The 17,643-nt window shown below is 60.2% G+C and carries 13 protein-coding genes and 1 tRNA gene; 8 read left to right on the top strand and 6 right to left on the bottom strand.

The window, feature by feature from the left end; genetic code table 11:
* Positions 1–46: 46 nt before the first annotated feature.
* Positions 47–3,481, bottom strand: coding sequence for a PAS domain S-box protein (locus ILFOPFJJ_RS12425; protein WP_173510845.1), 3,435 nt, complete (start codon positions 3,479–3,481; stop codon positions 47–49).
* Between the two features lie 230 nt (positions 3,482–3,711).
* On the opposite strand from ILFOPFJJ_RS12425, the gene ILFOPFJJ_RS12420 reads away from it, so the two are divergent.
* Positions 3,712–4,161: a phasin gene (locus tag ILFOPFJJ_RS12420; protein ID WP_173510844.1), complete on the top strand. Its 450-nt coding sequence runs from the start codon at positions 3,712–3,714 to the stop codon at positions 4,159–4,161.
* 248 nt (positions 4,162–4,409) lie between these two features.
* Positions 4,410–4,486, top strand: a tRNA-His gene (locus ILFOPFJJ_RS12415).
* An 84-nt stretch (positions 4,487–4,570) separates the two neighbouring features.
* On the opposite strand, the gene ILFOPFJJ_RS12410 is transcribed toward ILFOPFJJ_RS12415, so the two are convergent.
* Positions 4,571–6,175 (bottom strand): calcium-binding protein, encoded by a 1,605-nt coding sequence (locus tag ILFOPFJJ_RS12410; RefSeq protein ID WP_173510843.1) that lies wholly within the window; start codon positions 6,173–6,175, stop codon positions 4,571–4,573.
* 167 nt (positions 6,176–6,342) lie between these two features.
* Positions 6,343–7,224 (bottom strand): LysR family transcriptional regulator, encoded by an 882-nt coding sequence (locus ILFOPFJJ_RS12405; RefSeq protein ID WP_173510842.1) that lies wholly within the window; start codon positions 7,222–7,224, stop codon positions 6,343–6,345.
* Between the two features lie 114 nt (positions 7,225–7,338).
* Here ILFOPFJJ_RS12405 and ILFOPFJJ_RS12400 point away from each other — a divergent pair, with 114 nt between their 5' ends.
* From ILFOPFJJ_RS12400 to ILFOPFJJ_RS12390, 3 genes are all read left to right on the top strand, one after another.
* Complete coding sequence (locus tag ILFOPFJJ_RS12400; RefSeq protein WP_173510841.1) at positions 7,339–8,835, top strand: CoA-acylating methylmalonate-semialdehyde dehydrogenase; 1,497 nt, start codon at positions 7,339–7,341, stop codon at positions 8,833–8,835.
* A 221-nt stretch (positions 8,836–9,056) separates the two neighbouring features.
* Positions 9,057–10,181: a YjgN family protein gene (locus ILFOPFJJ_RS12395; protein ID WP_173510840.1), complete on the top strand. Its 1,125-nt coding sequence runs from the start codon at positions 9,057–9,059 to the stop codon at positions 10,179–10,181.
* Entirely contained in the window at positions 10,171–11,232 is a 1,062-nt protein-coding gene (locus tag ILFOPFJJ_RS12390; RefSeq protein WP_173510839.1) for a M48 family metallopeptidase, read from the top strand. Before ILFOPFJJ_RS12395 ends, ILFOPFJJ_RS12390 begins: the two co-directional genes overlap by 11 nt.
* Before the next feature lie 261 nt (positions 11,233–11,493).
* Here the strand turns inward: ILFOPFJJ_RS12390 and ILFOPFJJ_RS12385 are convergent, their stop codons facing one another.
* On the bottom strand, positions 11,494–12,519 hold the full coding sequence (locus tag ILFOPFJJ_RS12385; protein WP_376741420.1) for a Fe(3+) ABC transporter substrate-binding protein: 1,026 nt from the start codon (positions 12,517–12,519) through the stop codon (positions 11,494–11,496).
* A 210-nt stretch (positions 12,520–12,729) separates the two neighbouring features.
* On the opposite strand from ILFOPFJJ_RS12385, the gene rirA reads away from it, so the two are divergent.
* The gene (gene rirA, locus ILFOPFJJ_RS12380; RefSeq protein ID WP_173510837.1) at positions 12,730–13,194 is read left to right on the top strand and encodes an iron-responsive transcriptional regulator RirA; all 465 of its coding nucleotides are present in this window, start codon (positions 12,730–12,732) and stop codon (positions 13,192–13,194) included.
* Between the two features lie 39 nt (positions 13,195–13,233).
* On the opposite strand, the gene ILFOPFJJ_RS12375 is transcribed toward rirA, so the two are convergent.
* On the bottom strand, positions 13,234–13,620 hold the full coding sequence (locus ILFOPFJJ_RS12375) for a response regulator (protein ID WP_173510836.1): 387 nt from the start codon (positions 13,618–13,620) through the stop codon (positions 13,234–13,236).
* An 80-nt stretch (positions 13,621–13,700) separates the two neighbouring features.
* The gene (locus tag ILFOPFJJ_RS12370; RefSeq protein WP_173510835.1) at positions 13,701–14,414 is read right to left on the bottom strand and encodes a helix-turn-helix domain-containing protein; all 714 of its coding nucleotides are present in this window, start codon (positions 14,412–14,414) and stop codon (positions 13,701–13,703) included.
* A gap of 511 nt (positions 14,415–14,925) precedes the next feature.
* Between ILFOPFJJ_RS12370 and ILFOPFJJ_RS12365 the strand changes: the two genes are divergently transcribed.
* Entirely contained in the window at positions 14,926–16,521 is a 1,596-nt protein-coding gene (locus ILFOPFJJ_RS12365) for an ABC transporter substrate-binding protein (RefSeq protein ID WP_173510834.1), read from the top strand.
* 112 nt (positions 16,522–16,633) lie between these two features.
* A complete protein-coding gene (locus tag ILFOPFJJ_RS12360; RefSeq protein WP_173510833.1) occupies positions 16,634–17,638 on the top strand; it encodes an ABC transporter permease subunit in 1,005 nt (334 codons plus the stop codon).
* Positions 17,639–17,643 lie beyond the last annotated feature (5 nt).

Raw genomic sequence — 17,643 nt, 5'->3', positions numbered from 1 at the left:
GGCAAACTGGTTCCCGCGAGTCAACATTTCCTTACAGCATTCGTCCTCAATTCGCCAAGACGCGTTGCGATGGGAAGGAAATTTCGACGAGCGTGCCCTCGTTCGGCGTGGAATTGATCGAGAACTGCGCGCGGTTCGCCTCGGTCATCGCTTTGGTCAGCGGCAGGCCGAGGCCGGTGCCGTCGCCACGCTTGCGGCCGCCTGTCGTTACCTGACGGAAGGGTTTCATGGCTTGATCGAGCTCGCTGCGTGTCATGCCGATCCCGGTATCGCGGATCCGCAGGATCACGCTTCCGTTTGCCTCGTAGGACGTCGACACGACGATCTGGCCGCCGGAGGGGGTGAAACGGATGGCGTTCGCCAGGATATTGAGCGCGATCTGCTTGATGGATCGGCCGTCTGCTACGACCGTCGGAACAGACGCCGAGAGCGAGGTGCGGATGATCACGCGCTGACTGTTTGCCTGCGGCTGCACCAGCGAGACCGCCTCGGAAACCGCGTCGTTGATATCCACGGCGCTGAAATCGAGGTCCATCTCACCGGCCTCGATCTTCGAGATGTCGAGCAGATCGTTGACGATGTCGAGCACGTGCCTGCCGGATCGGCCGATGTCTCCGGCATATTCGATGTAACGGGGATGGCCGACCGGGCCGAAATGCTCGCTCGCCATCATGTCGGAAAAACCGATGATGGCGTTCAGCGGCGTGCGGATCTCGTGGCTCACCCTCGCCAGGAACTCCGTCTTGTGGGCATTGGCCGTTTCGGCGGCGCGCTTCGCATTCCGCAATTCCTCCTCGGTCCGCTTCCACTGCGTGATGTCGCGGATGACGGCACAGTAGCCATTGGACGATGAAAGCCGTCCAATGGTCATGAACAACGGGATGAAGCCTCCGTTTGCCTCGCGGCCGATGACTTCGCGGCCGTCATTGAGCACGCTTGCGACGCCATGGCCGGAGAGACCCTGCAGATAGTCGAGCACCGCCCTCTGGCTCTCATGGGCGAAGAGTGCGGCAAAGGACTTCCCCCGGATCTCGTCTTCGTCGTAGTTGAAGAGCGCGCTCGCCGAGCGGTTCATCGTCCGCACGTCGCCTTCCTGCCCGAGGATAACGACGCCGTCGGTCGCGGTCTCCAGAATGGAACGAAGTTCCTCGATCTCCATCCGCAGGCGGCTTGCTTCGCTTGCCGCCACATCGTCTTCGCCTGTTGTTTGTGTGTCTTCGCTTCCGCTCACCGGCGCCAGCGCGAGCATGAGCGCGCTTTTGCCCTCCCATCGGATCGAATGAAGATGAGCATTGACCGATGCAAGCTGGCCGTTCCGGCGGATCAGCGTCATCGTCCCGTCCGGCTGCTTCTCCGGCTGCCCCTCCGGCTGCTTGTCGACCACGTCGTCGGCGTGGGCGAAGAGCGCGTCGATGCCGCCCTCCTGCGACAGGCTCGCGAGGTCATCGTATCCCGTCAGTTGCAGGAATTCCGGATTGGCATGCAGCAACTCGTCGCCATAGTGGACGAGAAGGCCGAGAGGCAGGCGGTCAAGAATCTCGCTGCTCATGCCGACGGGCGTTCGCGAGGTCGAAGGCGCTTCATCGTCGGCTGATGGCGCAGGCTCGTTCTGCTCGACGGTCGCTTCCGGCTCTTTCGCGTCGCCGGTATCGGATACGACGACGGGAGAGGGCGTTTCCTTGGCCGGTGCGGATGTGGAGGCCGGCTCCTCGATACCCTCGTCCTCGCCGCGCGCGCCGAAATGTTCGCCGAGTTGTCTCGCGATTTCGCGAAAGGCGGCCTGTTCGCCTCGCGTCAGCGTTCCGGCCGTTCCCGACCGGCGCTCATCGAGATCCACGATCTTGTTGGACGAGGGGCGCTCCGGTGCTTCGGCGACATGCAGTGCCGGACGCTCGCCGCGGAAGGGATCCTCCGGGCCTGGCGAAACCGTTGCTGCGGCGTCGGAGTCTGCCCATTTCTCATCGCGGCCGGACGGCTGGTCAGAGGCCGTGACGTCTGAACCGGATTCTGCCCCGGTCGCGATCCCCTCCTCGGCGGCCTCGCCCTCGCTCTCTCGGGGCAGGGTAGCCGTCGCCGGCCGAGGTTCGGCAGTGCGGCCGAGCGCCAACCCGCTGGCCTTGTCGTCGCTGACCGCGTCCGCGACCCTGACGATACCGAACCCGCGAAAGCCGTCGAATTCGCGGGACCGCGAATAGGTGGGGAGGGCGGCGAGGTCGACCGGCACCTTGAGGCTCGTTCCCTCGATCGGCCAGAGGATCGTCTTGCCCGACCAGGTGTCGCGCCGGCGCAGGAGTTCGCTGATCCGGTTGTCGGGGTCGAGACCGTAGCGCGCGGCGAGGTCGGTAAACGTCTCCCCTATGACATCGGCGGCGCTCGGGCCGACGGCCGACGCAAACTCCTCCGAGATCTCGCTGAAACGCCCCTGCGCGTCTATTTTCCACACGAAGCGAACGGCTCGGCCGCCGGGCGTGAATACGAACCCGGGAGCGTCAGCATCGCCGGCATTGTCTTGCTTCGCAGGTGCTGCGGCTGGCTCGCGCGCTGCGGGAGGCTCCTCTTGATCGGCAGGCTCGGCCGACGCCGATGTGGCTTCGTCGGACTCCAGGGCCAATAGGCCTTGTTCATCCGAAACGCTCGCGCCCTCGGGCGCATCTTGCTCTGCATCCGCCGGCGTCGATGCTGTGTCCGGGGCTTCCGGCAGAGATCGTTCCTGCATCGCCGGCAGATCACCGGCGTTCGGCTCGTTGACGCTTTCGATCGACGACGGCATATCGTCGTCCGCTACGTCCGGTGCCGCATCGGAGTCGATATCCTCGAGGACGGCTTCCACGGCAAACAGGAGATGCAGGGCCGGGTGGTCGGATACCTTGCCGATGGCAGCGGGCAGTTCGCCCTTGCTTGTCGTGACCGGGCGCTTGATCAGCCGGTCCCTGTCGCGCGCGACATCGGAAACGAGTGTGCGGCGAACCTCTTCCGACAAACCCAAATCATCGAACCCGGAAGATTGCGCAAGGATCGCGCCGTCACTGTCGAGCACGGCCATGTGCGTGTCAGGCCCGTCGAGCCCCGCAATCATCCGGGCGGCCCGCTCCTCGGTCGTCAGTGCCTTTCCGTTATGCGGTGTCGTGAAGAGGACCGCGTCTTCTCCCGGCCGGATGCGGATCAATTCCACGGACGCATTCAAAGGCAGGCGCCGGAAGCCGCTCGACATTCGGATCAGCAGTTGCCGCCGGTCGCCGATGGCTGAGAGCTGCGTTGCCGCTGCGCGCAACTGGCGAAGCGAGAGATCGTTTTGATCGAGGGCGGCATCGATGAAATCATAGACGGATGCCACGCCAAACAGGCTCGCACCCTGGTCATTGGCCCACAATACGCGGCCGAGATCCTTCGAAAACAAGACGGAGGCATCCCCTTTGGCAAAATGATCCCGCACCCGTGCATGCACGGCAATGTCGATGAAGGGATACTGTCTCTCGGGCATGGGGCAGGCCTATTGACGGATCGCTTGCGCGTTAACACTCTATTAATACCCGGCCCATCTGCGAGGGTCCAGCAAAGGCGCGGGGTCGACAACGCCTTTCGCCGCGCAAGGTTAATAGCAGTCGTATTGTGCGATGCACAATTATGTTGCAATGCACAATGAAATTGATTATATGGGGGGCAGTAACAAACCGGCGCCTCTTAAGAGGGCCACACCAAGGAGCGCTTACCATGGCTACCAAGAAGACCGACGACGCATTTTCCCTTTCCTCCTTCGATCCGGCCAAGCTGACCGACAGCTTCCGCGAGTTCGCCGAAAAGGGCGCCGCGCAGTCGAAGGAAGCTTATGCCAAGATGAAGACCGCTGCCGAAGAAGCGACGAAAACCGTCGAAGCGACGTTTGAAAGCGCTCAGACCGGCACCGTCGAACTCGGTCTCAAGGCCATCGATGCGCTCCGCACCAATGCGGAAAATTCCCTTTCGCACATGGAAGCGCTGCTCGGCGTGAAGTCGCTTTCGGAACTGGTCGAACTCCAGACAACCTTCATCCGCAAGCAGGCCGAACTCGCCGTAGAGCAGGCGAAGACCATGCAGGAAGCGACCAAGAAGGTCGCGGAAAACGTTGCGAAGCCGGGCAAGGACGCGGCCGAAAAGGCAATGTCGAGCTTCAAGAAGGCCTGATCCGGTAGATCTCGGCGCCTACAGCGCCGTGCGTCTCTTCAGGCGCGCAAAGGTCGCTGTCGCACTTTAGGTTGCTGCATGTTTTCATCCTTCAATCGGTTCCGATTTGAGGAAACATGCAGGAGCACCATCGGAAGACCGGATGGCTTGCCATCCGGTCTTTTTGCGGGATAATCACAAGTTAAGGCTTGCAAATCAGCGGGAGTGCCCGTATGTGAGCCGCCAAGCGACACATGTCGCATCCGCGTGCGGTTGTAGCTCAGTTGGTTAGAGCGCAGGTTTGTGGCACCTGAGGTCGGTGGTTCGAGACCACCCAACCGTACCATTCTCGCCCATCTCCATTTGTCACCTTCAGATTGCAAGGCCTCTGGACTGATCGCGAAACCGTCGATCCGCGCGAACGTCCGTTTCAGACGATAAAGAAATCGGCTGCGGTAAGCGCAAGGTTGGTTCCTATCGTCGCAAAATGAACGGATCCACCAGCCGCATTTCCGTTGCTGTCGTAGAGCAGCTTTCCGGTATCGCTCTCGTAGATGATGCGGTCGTTGGCGTCAGCGGCCAAACCCGTCGTGTTCTTGACGAACTGTGCCGCCGTCAGTGTGCCAGTACCGAGGATTGCGGAGAAGATCGCGTTTTCCAGCCGGATCGTGTCGTCCGCGACGATAAAGCTGTTGATCGTGTCGACATTCGTCGTGGCGTTGAGCGCAGTATTGAAGAAAAACGTGTCCAGGCCGGTAGAACCCGTCAGGCTATCGTTGCCGAGACCACCGTTGATGAGGTCGTTGCCGGCGGCGCCATTGAGACCATTGTTGCCTGAGTTCCCGCTCAAGATATTGTTCAAGCTGTTTCCGGTGCCGCTGATGTTGCTGGTGCCGAGCAGGGCGAGATGCTCGACGCTGCCACGGACGGCGGTGGCACTGCTGAGATTGAATGATATGAACGAGCGAACCGTGTCGGCGCCTGCGCCGCCATCGGCGCTTTCGTCAACGATGTCGCCGGTGCTGTTTACGAAGTAGGTGTCATTCCCTTGACCGCCTCGCATTTCATCGGAACCGCCGGCGCCGTTGATCGAGTCATTGCCAGCGCCGCCTCTGAGAAAGTTTGCAGCGGAACTACCGACGATCGTGTCGGCGAAAATGGTGCCGCGCACGTCCTCGATACTTGTCAGCGTGTCCTGGCTACCAAAGCCATCCTTTGCAACGCCAGTGGTGAGATTGACGTTCACGCCGGCATTTCCGCCGCGGTCAACGTCCCTGTCGTATCTCACGGCGTCGATGCCGCCGCCGCCGTTGATCGTGTCTCTTCCTCCAAGGCCCATGAACTCTTCGTCCACGGCCGAGCCCGTCAAAATGTCGGCAAACTGCGTGCCGCGAAACTGTTCGAAACTCGTGAAAGTTTCGGAGAAGCCGTAGGGGTCGCTCACGATCCCGGTGGTGGCGTTGAGATTGACGCCGCGAAACGCTTCTGGAGTGTAGTAAGCGTCCTGGAAGCTGAGCACGTCGAAGCCGGCGCCGCCGTTGTAAGTGTCGTCGCCTTCGCCTCCGGTAATGAAGTCGTCGCCGCCGTTGCCGTTCAGGATGTCATTGCCGCTGCGGCCTTCCATCGAGTCATCGCCGGCGGATCCGTTGAATGTATCTGCTCTGTTGAAAAGCCAATCCTCCAGGCCCCAGTTGTCGAACCCGATGGCCGCATCCTGAAACAGCTCGAGAGACACGCTCAGACCGCTTATTGCCTGGACCAACGTCGTTCCATTGTTTTGAAGAATCTGGATGGAGGAGACCGTCCCGCCAACAGCATGTCCATTGGCGTCGAACGCGAATCCGGTGCCGACCAGCTTCAATTTCAAGCCGTTGCCAAGTCCGAAGACGACCTGCGTCGTGCTCGTGCTCAAGCGCGTGGCCGTACTCATGTCGACCAGTTCGCCGAACGAGGCGTTGTAGTCGATGTCGACGAGCGGCGGGTTGTATTGGTTGGGATATACTCCCCCAGGGAAGCTGTAGGTAACAGTGGCCATGTGTGCCCCCATGCCGGGGGCGCTCCCCGGCTCAACGTTGTGTTTGCGGGTTAAGGACGGAATTTCTCATATGTGGCTTGTCAATTTTAGGTTGTTCTAAATAGCAGATCGGGATTGTTCTGTCACATCGCCCATTTGGGTAACGCACCCGCGTGCACCAGCTGCATCTACACGAAGATCTGATGCTCCGCCGTCACAAGCTCCTGAAGAAAAGAAACAACCGTGCGCACGCGCACGAGATCACGCGCGCTTTCGTGATAAGTCGTCCAATAGGCGCGCCGGATGGTCGTTTCCGGCAGGATGCGTTCGAGCTCGGGCACCTGGCGGGCAATGTAGTTGTGCAGAATGCCGACGCCGGCGCTGGAGCGGACCGCCTCCGTCTGCCCGGTCGCGCTGGAGATTTCGAAAGAAGCGTCCCAGCTACGCATGATTTCGGCTGAGAAATTAAGCGAAGGCGTGAAGATCAGGTCTTCGACATAGCCGATCCGGCGATGGTCCTTGAGATCGTCGATCGTTCGCGGCGTACCATGGCGAGCAAGATAATCTGCCGATGCGTAGAGCCCGAGTGTATAATCGGTCAGCTTGGATGAAACGAGACGCCCCTGTTCCGGTCGCTCGATGGTGATCGCGATGTCGGCCTCGCGCTGTGACAACGAAAAGGAACGCGGGACCGGAACGAGCTGGAGTTTCAGTTCCGGATAGCGCGCGGTCAGTGCCCCGAGCCGCGGCGCAAGAAAGGAGACGCCGAAACCGTCCGGGGCGCCGATGCGAACCGTGCCGGCGATCGCCGTGTCGATCCGGCCGATCTGCGATTGCGCCGCGAGCATTTCGGTTTCCATGCGCTCGGCGGCGGCAAGGAAGACTTCCCCCTCGGCGGTCAGCTCGCAGCCATTGGGGCGCCGGACGAGAAGTCTCGTTTTCAGTGTTTCCTCAAGCGCCGTTACCCGGCGGCTGAGGGTGGCGTGATTGATGCCGAGCCTCTTCGAGGCAGCGAGGATCTGGCCTGTTCGCGCAACCGCGAGAAATACTCTGACATCGTCCCAGTCCATGCTGTAGCTCCATGGGCTTTAATTTTCGCACAACGGTTCCTGAATATCGGAAATTGAATTGTTGAAATCGTAGTGCGATCATGGAGGCACAATCAAGATCAGGAGGAGCACCCAATGTACGAAATCGGACATTTCATCGATGGCAAGCGCGTCGCCGGCAAAAGCGGCCGCACGAGCAACATCTTCAATCCTGCGACAGGTGAGGTTCAGGGGACCGTGGCGCTCGCAAGCGAGGCGGAACTCGCCGCAGCGGTCGAAAGCGCAAAGGCCGCACAGCCGAAGTGGGCGGCCACCAATCCCCAGCGCCGCGCTCGCGTTTTCATGAAATTCGTCCAGCTTCTCAACGAACATATGAACGAGCTGGCGGAGATCCTTTCGCGTGAGCACGGCAAGACGATAGAAGACGCCAAGGGCGACATCGTTCGCGGTCTCGAGGTTTGCGAATTCGTTATCGGCGTTCCGCACCTGCAGAAGAGCGAATTCACCGAAGGCGCCGGCCCGGGCATCGACATGTACTCGATCCGTCAGGCCGTCGGCGTCGGCGCCGGCATCACCCCGTTCAATTTCCCGGCGATGATCCCGATGTGGATGTTCGCCCCGGCGATCGCCTGCGGCAACGCCTTCATCCTGAAGCCGTCGGAGCGTGACCCGTCCGTGCCGATTCGCCTGGCTGAACTGATGATCGAGGCCGGTCTGCCGGCCGGTGTGCTCAATGTCGTCAACGGCGACAAGGGCGCGGTCGACGCAATCCTGACGCACCCGGATATTTCCGCCGTTTCCTTCGTAGGTTCGACGCCGATCGCCCGCTACGTCTATGGCACCGCGGCGATGAACGGTAAGCGCGCCCAGTGCTTCGGCGGCGCCAAGAACCACATGGTCATCATGCCGGACGCCGATCTCGACCAGGCTGCCAATGCGCTGATCGGCGCGGGCTATGGCTCCGCCGGCGAGCGCTGCATGGCGATCTCGGTCGCCGTTCCGGTCGGCGAGGAAACTGCAAACCGGCTGATCGACAAGCTCGTGCCGATGGTCGAAAGCCTGCGCATCGGTCCCTATACCGACGAGAAGGCCGACATGGGCCCGGTCGTCACCAAGGAGGCCGAACAGCGTATCAGGAGTCTGATCGACAGCGGCATCGAGCAGGGCGCGAAGCTCGTCGTCGACGGCCGCGACTTCAAGCTGCAGGGGTATGAGAACGGCCATTTCATCGGCGGTTGCCTGTTCGACCACGTGACGCCGGACATGGACATCTACAAGACGGAAATCTTCGGACCGGTTCTCTCGGTCGTCCGCGCGAAGAACTACGAAGAGGCGCTGTCCCTGCCGATGAAGCATGAATACGGCAACGGTGTCGCGATCTACACCCGCGACGGCGATGCGGCGCGCGACTTCGCCTCCCGCATCAACATCGGCATGGTCGGCGTCAACGTGCCGATCCCGGTTCCGCTCGCCTATCACTCCTTCGGCGGCTGGAAGTCCTCTTCCTTCGGCGATCTCAACCAGCACGGAACGGATTCGTTCAAGTTCTGGACCAAGACCAAGACCATCACCTCTCGTTGGCCGTCCGGCATCAAGGATGGTGCCGAGTTCTCCATCCCGACGATGAAGTGAGGAAACAAGAAAGATCCTCCCGTCTGGGCCTCCTTCGGGAGGCCCTTTTTTGTTGCATCTCCCGCGGTGGTACAACTAACGTGCGATACGCATCGGTCGGAGATTCGCTGCTCGGGAACTATCGGGGGATAGCGGGCCGCTCCCTGACTTATGCATTCTGTTGTGCAGGCGCTGCCAATGTCTCTGCACTGGCGTTTCGAGCTTGATACGGGGGGAAGATCATGGCTTTGAGCGAGCCACCAACGGTGCCGGCATTTCGTGACGGCCGCAACAATTTCGGGCGTTCGGCCGCTGGCGATTTCCAGCGCCTGTCCTTTCGCGGCAGCGCCAGCGAATATTTCGGGATCTGGATCGTCAATATCCTGCTGACGATTGTCACGCTTGGCATTTATTCGGCCTGGGCGAAGGTTCGCCGCAACCGTTATTTCTACGGCAACACCGTCCTGCTCGGCCGTGGCTTCGAGTATCACGCAAAGGGCGGCCAAATCCTCATTGGCCGCTTGATCGTGCTTGCGTATCTCGCTTTTTACAACGTGATGCTGACTGTCATGCCGCTCGTCGGCATCGTGCTCGGCCTGTTGTTCTTCCTTTTCGTGCCGTGGCTTCTTGCCCGCGGTTTGCGTTTCAGCGCCCGGGTCACGAGCTACCGCAACGTGCGCTTCGACTTCGCAGGACGGGCCGGCGGGGCGTTTGTGGCCTTCGTTGTCGGGCCGGTGCTTGCGGCGCTGACGCTCGGCCTCCTTGCGCCACTAGCCAGCCGCTGGTCCTACCGATACATCGGCAACAACCTGCGCTATGGAGGGAAAGCCTTTGCGACCGATCCATCCGTAAGTGCGATCTACAAGACGTGGCTGCTCTCGGCGGCGATGATACTGCTGGGATTGTTGATCATCGGAGTTATCTTCGCCATCAACGTTACCGCAATGGCGCCCTTGATCGACGACCCCGACTCGATTTCGGGTGAGCTTCAGGCCTCGATCGGTATGCTGGCGGTGTTCATCTACGTTTTTATGTTTGCCGTCTTCGGGACAGCGGCGCTCTTCTACCGTGCCGGGGTGCGCAATGTCGCCTGGTCCGCCACGACCTTCGATGGCAAGCATCGCTTGATGAGCGATCTCTCGCGGGTTCGCTATACTTGGATTGCGGTCTCGAATTTCCTCATCACGCTGGTAACTCTCGGATTGATGCGGCCATGGGCCGCGGTTCGTATGGCCACCTACGTCAACGAGCACACGGCTATCCGTTTCGAGGGCGACGTCGGCGAGATTTTCTCGGCCATCCAGCAGGAGGGATCAGCGGTCGGCGCGCAGTTCATGGATATAGAAGGTTTCGACTTTGGCTTCTGACAATCCGGCAATTGCGCTTGGCGAGTGGCACCCGGCCAGTTCGAGCCGTTCGGTGCCTTCGAGCTTCGCCGAGGCTGGGGAGCGCTTGGTCGTGCACGACGAAACAGGCGCGGAACTCAGCAGCGGCAAATCGTCGGCCGTCGAGATTTCGCCGCGGGTCGGCGCTGTCCCGCGTCGGATCATCTTTCCCGATGGATCGCTTTTCGAGACGAGCGACAACGACGCGATCGATCGGTTCCTCGCGCGAAGGGGCCGGGGCAGGGAAGGGATCATCCACCGGATGGAGCGGTTTCATCCGCGGCTGATCGCCTTCGTCGCGGCAGCCATCCTGCTTGGGGCGTTGATCTATCGTTTCGCCTTGCCCGCCCTCGTGGAAGTCGCCGTGGCCGTGACCCCGCCCGTCGTGCCGCGTATCATGTCGGCGAGCACGCTGGAGGCTCTGGATAGGACAGTGCTCGACGACTCGGAGCTGGACGAGGCACGGCGCGGCAAGATTCTCGAGGGCTTCCGGGCTATAGCGGCGCTCTCCGGCGGAGGGGAGGAGGAGTACACGCTCAATTTCCGCAAGGGCGGCGCAATCGGCCCCAACGCCTTTGCGTTGCCGGACGGTACGCTGATCCTCACGGACGAACTGGTCGAACTCGCCGAAAACGACACGGAGATGATCGTCGGTGTGCTCGCCCATGAAATCGGGCATGTCGAACTGAAGCACAGTCTCCGGCAGATCTATCGCGCCGCGGGCGTTGCCGCGCTCATCATGCTGATCGCCGGCGATATTGGCTCCGGCGCCGAGGACGTGCTCGTGCAAGGCGGCGGCCTCCTGTCACTTTCCTACTCGCGCTCAGCGGAGGCTGCGGCCGACCGGCATTCGGTCGAGCTGATGATGAAGGCTGGCCGCGATCCGGCGGCGATCGCTCGTTTCTTCCAATTGCTTGAAACGAAGCTCGAAGATCACTCGGAAACCAGCATGTTTTCAACGCATCCCGGCACGCCGGAGCGGCGCGAGGCGATCCTGGATCTGATAGCCGAATTGCGGACGCAGCCGCGATAGAGCAATTCCAGGAAAAGTGTATAGCGGTTTTCCGTCCGGAATTGCGTAGTTTGAAAGAGTCAGATCATTTCACTGTTTCAAGGAAACCGTGAAATGATCTAGTCGCGCAAACGAAAACAGCGGGCGTTCAGGCCCGCTGTTGTCACCGTCCACTGCATGTTTCCTTAATTCGCAGCCGATTTAAGGAAAAAATGCAGCAATTCAAAGTGCTACAGCGCCGCGCATCTGATAAGACGCGCGGCGCTGTAGAGTTTCCTCCGCTTAATCCTGCGGGCCGTCGTTGTAACCGACCTTGTCGACCAGTTCCGACGCTTTCTTGCGGTTGGCTGCGATGTCGGCGAGCGGCAGTGTATCCGGCTTGATCGTTCCGAAGGACTTGACGATTTCGGATGGCTCGGCGCCGGCGAGCACCGGGTATTCGAACACCTGCTCGGCATAGATCGTCTGCGCTTCGCCTTCGGACAGGAACTCCATCAGCTTGATGGCGTTGTCCTTGTTCGGCGAGTTCTTGGCGAGCGCCATGCCGGAGATGTTGACATGGGTGCCGCGGTCCTTGCTGTTCGGGAACAGGACCTTGATGGCCGCTGCCCATTCCTTCTGCTCCGGCTCCTTTTCGTTGGTCATCATGAGACCGACGTAGTAGCTGTTGCCGAGGGCGAGGTCGCATTCGCCCGCGAGAATGGCCTTCGCCTGGTCACGGTCGCCGCCGTCCGGCTTCTTGGCGAGGTTGTTCCTGAGACCCGTCAGCCATTTCTCCGCCTCGGCTTCGCCGTGATGAGCGACCATCGAGGCGAAGAGGCCGACATTGTAGGAATGCTGGCCGTCTCGCGTGCAGATCTTGCCCTTCCACTTCGGATCGGCGAGCTCTTCGTAAGTGATGTCGTTCTCGGCGACGCGCTCCTTCGAGGCGTAGACGACGCGGCCGCGCGTCGTGAGGCCGAACCAGTTGCCGTCGGGATCGCGGAAATGTGCCGGAATGTCCTTGTTGATCGTCTCGTTGGTGACCGGCTGCGTAACGCCGGCGTCCTTCGCCTCGGTGAGGCGGCTGATATCGACAGTCAGGATGACGTCGGCAGGGGAGTTTGCCCCTTCCGCCTGGATGCGCTCGACGAGACCCTTGTCAAGGAAGAGCACGTTGGTGGTGATGCCGGTTTCCTTGGTGAAGGCATCCAGCAGGGGCTGGATGAGATCCGGCTGGCGATAGGAATAGATGTTGACCTCGCCGTCTGCCCAGACGGGTGCCGTCGAAGCAAATAGTGTCGCCGTTACCGACAGCGCCCCGATCATCAATCTTGACATGCGCATGTTGCCCTCCGCTTTCGCTTTGCATGTAACTTAACAAAATCGCTCATCTTTCTGACGCTGCGCGCGCGGACAGTCAACAGCGAAACGGTGGCCGTCAACCAGAAGTGATTTTTTGCTGTTTTTTGGAATTGTTCCAAACTGTGATCCGTCCTATATGATGAAAAGATGAATTTCTCGATCCCGGAGTGAATTATGCGTCTGACGAAGCAAACGAACTACGCTGTTCGCATGCTGATGTACTGTGCAGCGAACGGCGAGAAGCTCAGCCGCATCCCTGAGATCGCCAAGGCCTATGGCGTCTCCGAGTTGTTCCTGTTCAAGATTTTGCAGCCCTTGACCAAAGCGGGTCTGGTGGAAACGGTCCGCGGCCGCAATGGCGGTGTACGACTGCCGAAGCCGGCATCGGAAATCAGCCTCTTCGACGTCGTAAAGGTCACCGAGGACAGCTTTGCCATGGCGGAATGCTTCGAGGCGGGTGAAATCGACTGCCCGTTGGTGGATAGTTGCGGCCTCAATTCGGCTCTGCGCAAGGCATTGAATGCTTTTTTCGAAGTGCTTCAGGGCTATTCAATCGACGATCTGGTCAAGGCCAGACCGCAGATCAACTTCCTTCTGGGCCTTGACGAAACGGCACAGGTGCGGACCACGGCGGCCTGATTGGCGCGCCGTCATGGCGGCCGTGCCTTGCGGCCGCGATTAGTCCGGCAAGTATTCCCTTAGAATGAACTCGATAGCCGTCGCATCGATTTCCGATTTGTCGATGCGGAAGTCGGCGCCGTATTCTTCCAGGCTCTGGAAGTAAGGGTCGCCCGGCGACGACGATATGACGCCGATCGGGCCAATGAAGCCCTGATGCCTCAGCGCGGGAACGGTCTCGCGGAAGTCGCCCCGAGGATGCACGAGATTGTCGAGCAGCACCATCGAGACCGGTTCGCCGGAGAGAAGAAATGCGATCGCGCTGTCCATCGTCCGGCAGTAGTGCAATTCGATGTCGATGCTGTCCACTTTCCTGATCAGTCCGCTGAGGATCAGGTTCTCCGCCGGGTTGTCGTCGATGAGCAAGATGTGCGCTTTTCGCGTCATGACCGTCCACATCCCTGATTGATCGGCTGCGCATGCGGGAAGCATGCGCGCCTGGCTCTACCGGCGGCGCGCCGGCAACTTCACTGGATAATTTGTTCTCGTATCGCTTTCGCGACCATTTGTGTCCGATTGACCACGTCGAGCTTCTTGAGGATCGTCGCGGTATGGGAATTCACGGTGTGTTCCGAGACCGAGACGATCAAGGCGATCTCACTGGCCGTCTTTCCGTGGGAAATCCACTTGAGGATCTCGGTCTCCCTGGGGGTCAGGCCCATGCCGGCCTTGTTGGCGAGCGTTGCCCGATGGAAATAGTCGAAGGCCGACGCCGCGCTGTAGCACAGCTCGTAGTGCGCGGCCTGCCCGGGGTCCCCGCCATACCCGAGGAAGAGCACGGCGTAGCGCGCTCCGGTCGTTGCGGCGCTGACAGGCACGCAAAGCAAAAGCTCGAAACCGAGTTGGGCTGGCAGATTCTGGCCGGATACCAGGACCGGATCATCCGCCCGCCATACCGACGAGATATTCGAGGCATGCAAGGCCTTGTAGACGATGGAATCGCCGAAACGGTAACGTTTGTCGTATTCCTCTGCGAGGCCGGAGGGAAGGTCGTGGAGGACCAGTCGAGCGGACAGCATGCAGGCATCGTTCTCGTTGCCGAGTTGCAGGACGCCGAAGTGCCCGAAGCCGAAACGCAGCGCCAATGTGTGGAAAATGCGGAAGAAATCCACACGGTTGAGAGCCGTTTCCAGCTCCTCGTAAAGGTCATACCGCCGGTGATTTTCCTGCAAGACCGCCACGCTCCGGCTATCTCCCCATAGCCGCGCGGCAGTTTGCCGGCCAAGCTGACATGGACACTCGCTCCACGTCGCCGGCCAAATCCCCTACATGGACGTCACCCACGCCGAATGTTCCCCGAAATCCGTATGCATTCTATTGCACGACAGAAGCGGCATTTCCACTGCACTATTTTGGGGTGACCGCCCGGCACCGCGAAGCGCTATCGCCAGTGCGAGATTGCCCTAAAAAGGCGGTGCGTCTATCTGGCGCGCCACGCGGAAATTGCTGTCAATTCGCTTATGCAGGCGGTAAACGCGCCGTTAATGGTCGCGGTGCATCGACGTCGTCTTCGAAAATCGTGGATAGGCGCGCAAGCTCTACTTAAGGAAGAATTTTTCGCATAGACAAATTTCTGCAGTGACTTATTGCATTGCGACGCCAAATGTCGTTCCATCCGCCCTTGACCGGGTGTAAAACGCACACCGCGTCAGGCAAATACGAGAACAAAAAACAAATCTGGGAAGCAAGCTCATGAAAAAGCTCACTACTCTCTTCGCAGCGACGGCGCTTGCCACGCTGATGGCCGGCTCCGCCTGGTCGAAGACGTTCGTTTACTGCTCTGAAGGTTCACCGGAAGGCTTTGATCCCGGCCTCTACACGGCCGGTACGACATTCGATGCTGCCGCGCATACCGTTTACAACCGCCTTCTCGAATTCAAGAAGGGCACGACGGAGACCGAGCCGGGGCTTGCTGAGAGCTGGACGATTTCCGACGATGGCCTCGAATACACCTTCAAGCTCCGTCCGGGTGTCAAATTCCAGACGACCGAGTTCTTCACCCCGAGCCGTGAACTGAACGCCGACGACGTGATCTTCTCGCTCGAGCGTCAGTGGAAGTCCGACCATCCGTGGCATGGCTACGTGACCGGTGGTTCCTGGGAATATTTCGCGGGCATGGGTCTGCCGGATGTGCTCGAGTCGATCGAGAAGGTCGACGACATGACCGTGAAGGTCAAGCTGAAGCGCAAGGAAGCACCGTTCCTCGCCAACCTGGCCATGCCCTTCGCTTCGATCATCTCGAAGGAATATGCCGACAAGCTGCAGGCTGAAGGCAAGATGAACCAGCTTAACCAGATGCCGCTCGGCACCGGTCCGTTCGCCTTCGTCGGCTATCAGCAGGATGCGGTCATTCGTTACAAGGCCCATCCGGATTATTGGGGTGGAAAACAGAAGATCGACGATCTGGTATTCGCGATCACCACGGATGCAGCCGTTCGCTTCCAGAAGCTCCAGGCCGGCGAATGCCACCTGATGCCCTATCCGAACGCGGCCGATGTCGAAGCCATGAAGGCCGATCCGAACCTCAAGGTGATGGAGCAGGCCGGCCTCAACGTCGCCTATCTCGCCTACAACACGACGCAGCCCCCCTTCGACAAGGTTGAAGTCCGCAAGGCGCTGAATAAAGCGATCAACAAGCAGGCGATCGTCGACGCCGTCTTCCAGGGTCAGGCTACCCCGGCGACGAACCCGATCCCGCCGACGATGTGGTCCTATGACGACACCGTCGAAGACGATACCTACGAGCCGGAAGTCGCCAAGAAGATGCTTGAGGATGCCGGCGTCAAGGATCTCTCGATGAAGGTCTGGGCGATGCCGGTTGCGCGGCCGTACATGCTGAACGCTCGCCGCGCTGCGGAACTGATGCAGGCCGACTTCGCCAAGGTCGGCGTCAAGGTCGAGATTGTCTCCTATGAGTGGGCCGAATATCTCGAAAAGTCCAAGGCAAAGGATCGCGACGGTGCGGTGATCCTCGGCTGGACGGGTGACAATGGTGATCCGGACAACTTCCTCGACACTCTGCTTGGCTGCGACGCTGTGGGCGGCAACAACCGCGCCCAGTGGTGCAACAAGGAGTTCGATGACCTGGTGACCAAGGCCAAGGAAGCAACTGACGTTGCGGAGCGCACCAAGCTCTACGAACAGGCTCAGGCCGTCTTCAAGAAGGAAGCGCCCTGGGCAACGCTCGACCACTCGCTCTCCATCGTCCCGATGCGCAAGAACGTCGAAGGCTTCGTGCAGAGCCCGCTCGGCGACTTTGCTTTCGACGGCGTTGATATTGTAGAGTAATCTTACCGACTGACCCGAAGGGGGCGTTTGCCGTTGGGCGAGCGCCCCTCTTCCTTTTTGCCAGTGCCGCCGCTTAAGCGAGTCCGCGGCACGATTGGCATGAGGTTTGACTATGTTCCGATTCCTCCTGGGGCGCTTGGCAGTGCTGATTCCGACATTCATCGGGGTCTCCATCATCGCCTTTTCCTTCATTCGTCTGCTTCCTGGCGATCCGGTTGCGCTGCTTTCCGGCGAACGGGTGATGTCGCCGGAGCGACACGCCGAAATCTCTCACCAATTGGGCTTCGATCGCCCCATCGTCGTGCAGTACCTGGATTATCTCTGGGGCGTTCTTCGCGGTGATTTCGGACTGTCGATTGTCACCAAGAAACCAGTGATCGATCAGTTCCTGGAACTCTTCCCGGCGACGGTCGAGCTCTCGCTCTGCGCCATCATCTTCGCCGTCGTCGTCGGCATCCCGGCGGGTGTCATTGCGGCGATCAAGCGCGGGTCCATCTTCGACCAGATGATCATGGGCACTGCGCTCGTCGGCTTCTCGATGCCGATTTTCTGGTGGGGCCTGCTTTTGATCATCGTCGTCTCCGGCATGTTGCAGTGGACTCCGGTGTCCGGACGTATCTCGCTGATGTTCTTCTTTCCCTCGGTGACCGGCTTCATGCTGATCGATTCGCTGTTGTCGGGGCAGGAGGGAGCGTTCCAGTCGGCCTTCAATCACCTCATTCTGCCGACGATTGTGCTCGGCACCATTCCGCTCGCCGTGATCGCGCGCCAGACCCGCTCGGCGATGCTCGAGGTGCTTTCCGAGGACTATGTGCGCACGGCGCGCGCCAAGGGACTTTCCACGTTCCGGGTGGTCGGCATCCACGCCTTGCGCAACGCGATGATCCCGGTGGTGACTACCATCGGCCTGCAGATCGGTGTGATGCTGGCGGGCGCGATCCTGACGGAGACGATCTTCTCCTGGCCCGGTATCGGCAAATGGATGGTCGACTCGGTGTTCCGGCGCGACTATGCCGTCATCCAGGGCGGCCTCCTGATCATCGCCGGCGTCATCATGCTGGTAAACCTTGCCGTGGATCTGCTCTACGGCCTGATCAACCCTCGTATCCGGCATTGAGGAGG

The organism is Sinorhizobium psoraleae (assembly GCF_013283645.1).
Taxonomy (GTDB): Bacteria; Pseudomonadota; Alphaproteobacteria; order Rhizobiales; family Rhizobiaceae; genus Sinorhizobium; species Sinorhizobium psoraleae.
Note: the sequence above shows the minus strand (reverse complement) of the source record. Positions and strands in the feature narration are given on the sequence as shown.

What these genes read in the sequence shown, in the direction of transcription:
- ILFOPFJJ_RS12405 (WP_173510842.1), bottom strand. Translation starts at nt 7,224, where the DNA reads ATGGACTGGGACGATGTCAGAGTATTTCTCGCGGTTGCGCGAACAGGC.
- ILFOPFJJ_RS12395 (WP_173510840.1), top strand. Translation starts at nt 9,057, where the DNA reads ATGGCTTTGAGCGAGCCACCAACGGTGCCGGCATTTCGTGACGGCCGC.
- ILFOPFJJ_RS12375 (WP_173510836.1), bottom strand. Translation starts at nt 13,620, where the DNA reads ATGACGCGAAAAGCGCACATCTTGCTCATCGACGACAACCCGGCGGAG.
- ILFOPFJJ_RS12360 (WP_173510833.1), top strand. Translation starts at nt 16,634, where the DNA reads ATGTTCCGATTCCTCCTGGGGCGCTTGGCAGTGCTGATTCCGACATTC.
- ILFOPFJJ_RS12410 (WP_173510843.1), bottom strand. Translation starts at nt 6,175, where the DNA reads ATGGCCACTGTTACCTACAGCTTCCCTGGGGGAGTATATCCCAACCAA.
- ILFOPFJJ_RS12425 (WP_173510845.1), bottom strand. Translation starts at nt 3,481, where the DNA reads ATGCCCGAGAGACAGTATCCCTTCATCGACATTGCCGTGCATGCACGG.
- ILFOPFJJ_RS12385 (WP_376741420.1), bottom strand. Translation starts at nt 12,519, where the DNA reads ATGATCGGGGCGCTGTCGGTAACGGCGACACTATTTGCTTCGACGGCA.
- ILFOPFJJ_RS12365 (WP_173510834.1), top strand. Translation starts at nt 14,926, where the DNA reads ATGAAAAAGCTCACTACTCTCTTCGCAGCGACGGCGCTTGCCACGCTG.
- ILFOPFJJ_RS12420 (WP_173510844.1), top strand. Translation starts at nt 3,712, where the DNA reads ATGGCTACCAAGAAGACCGACGACGCATTTTCCCTTTCCTCCTTCGAT.
- rirA (WP_173510837.1), top strand. Translation starts at nt 12,730, where the DNA reads ATGCGTCTGACGAAGCAAACGAACTACGCTGTTCGCATGCTGATGTAC.
- ILFOPFJJ_RS12400 (WP_173510841.1), top strand. Translation starts at nt 7,339, where the DNA reads ATGTACGAAATCGGACATTTCATCGATGGCAAGCGCGTCGCCGGCAAA.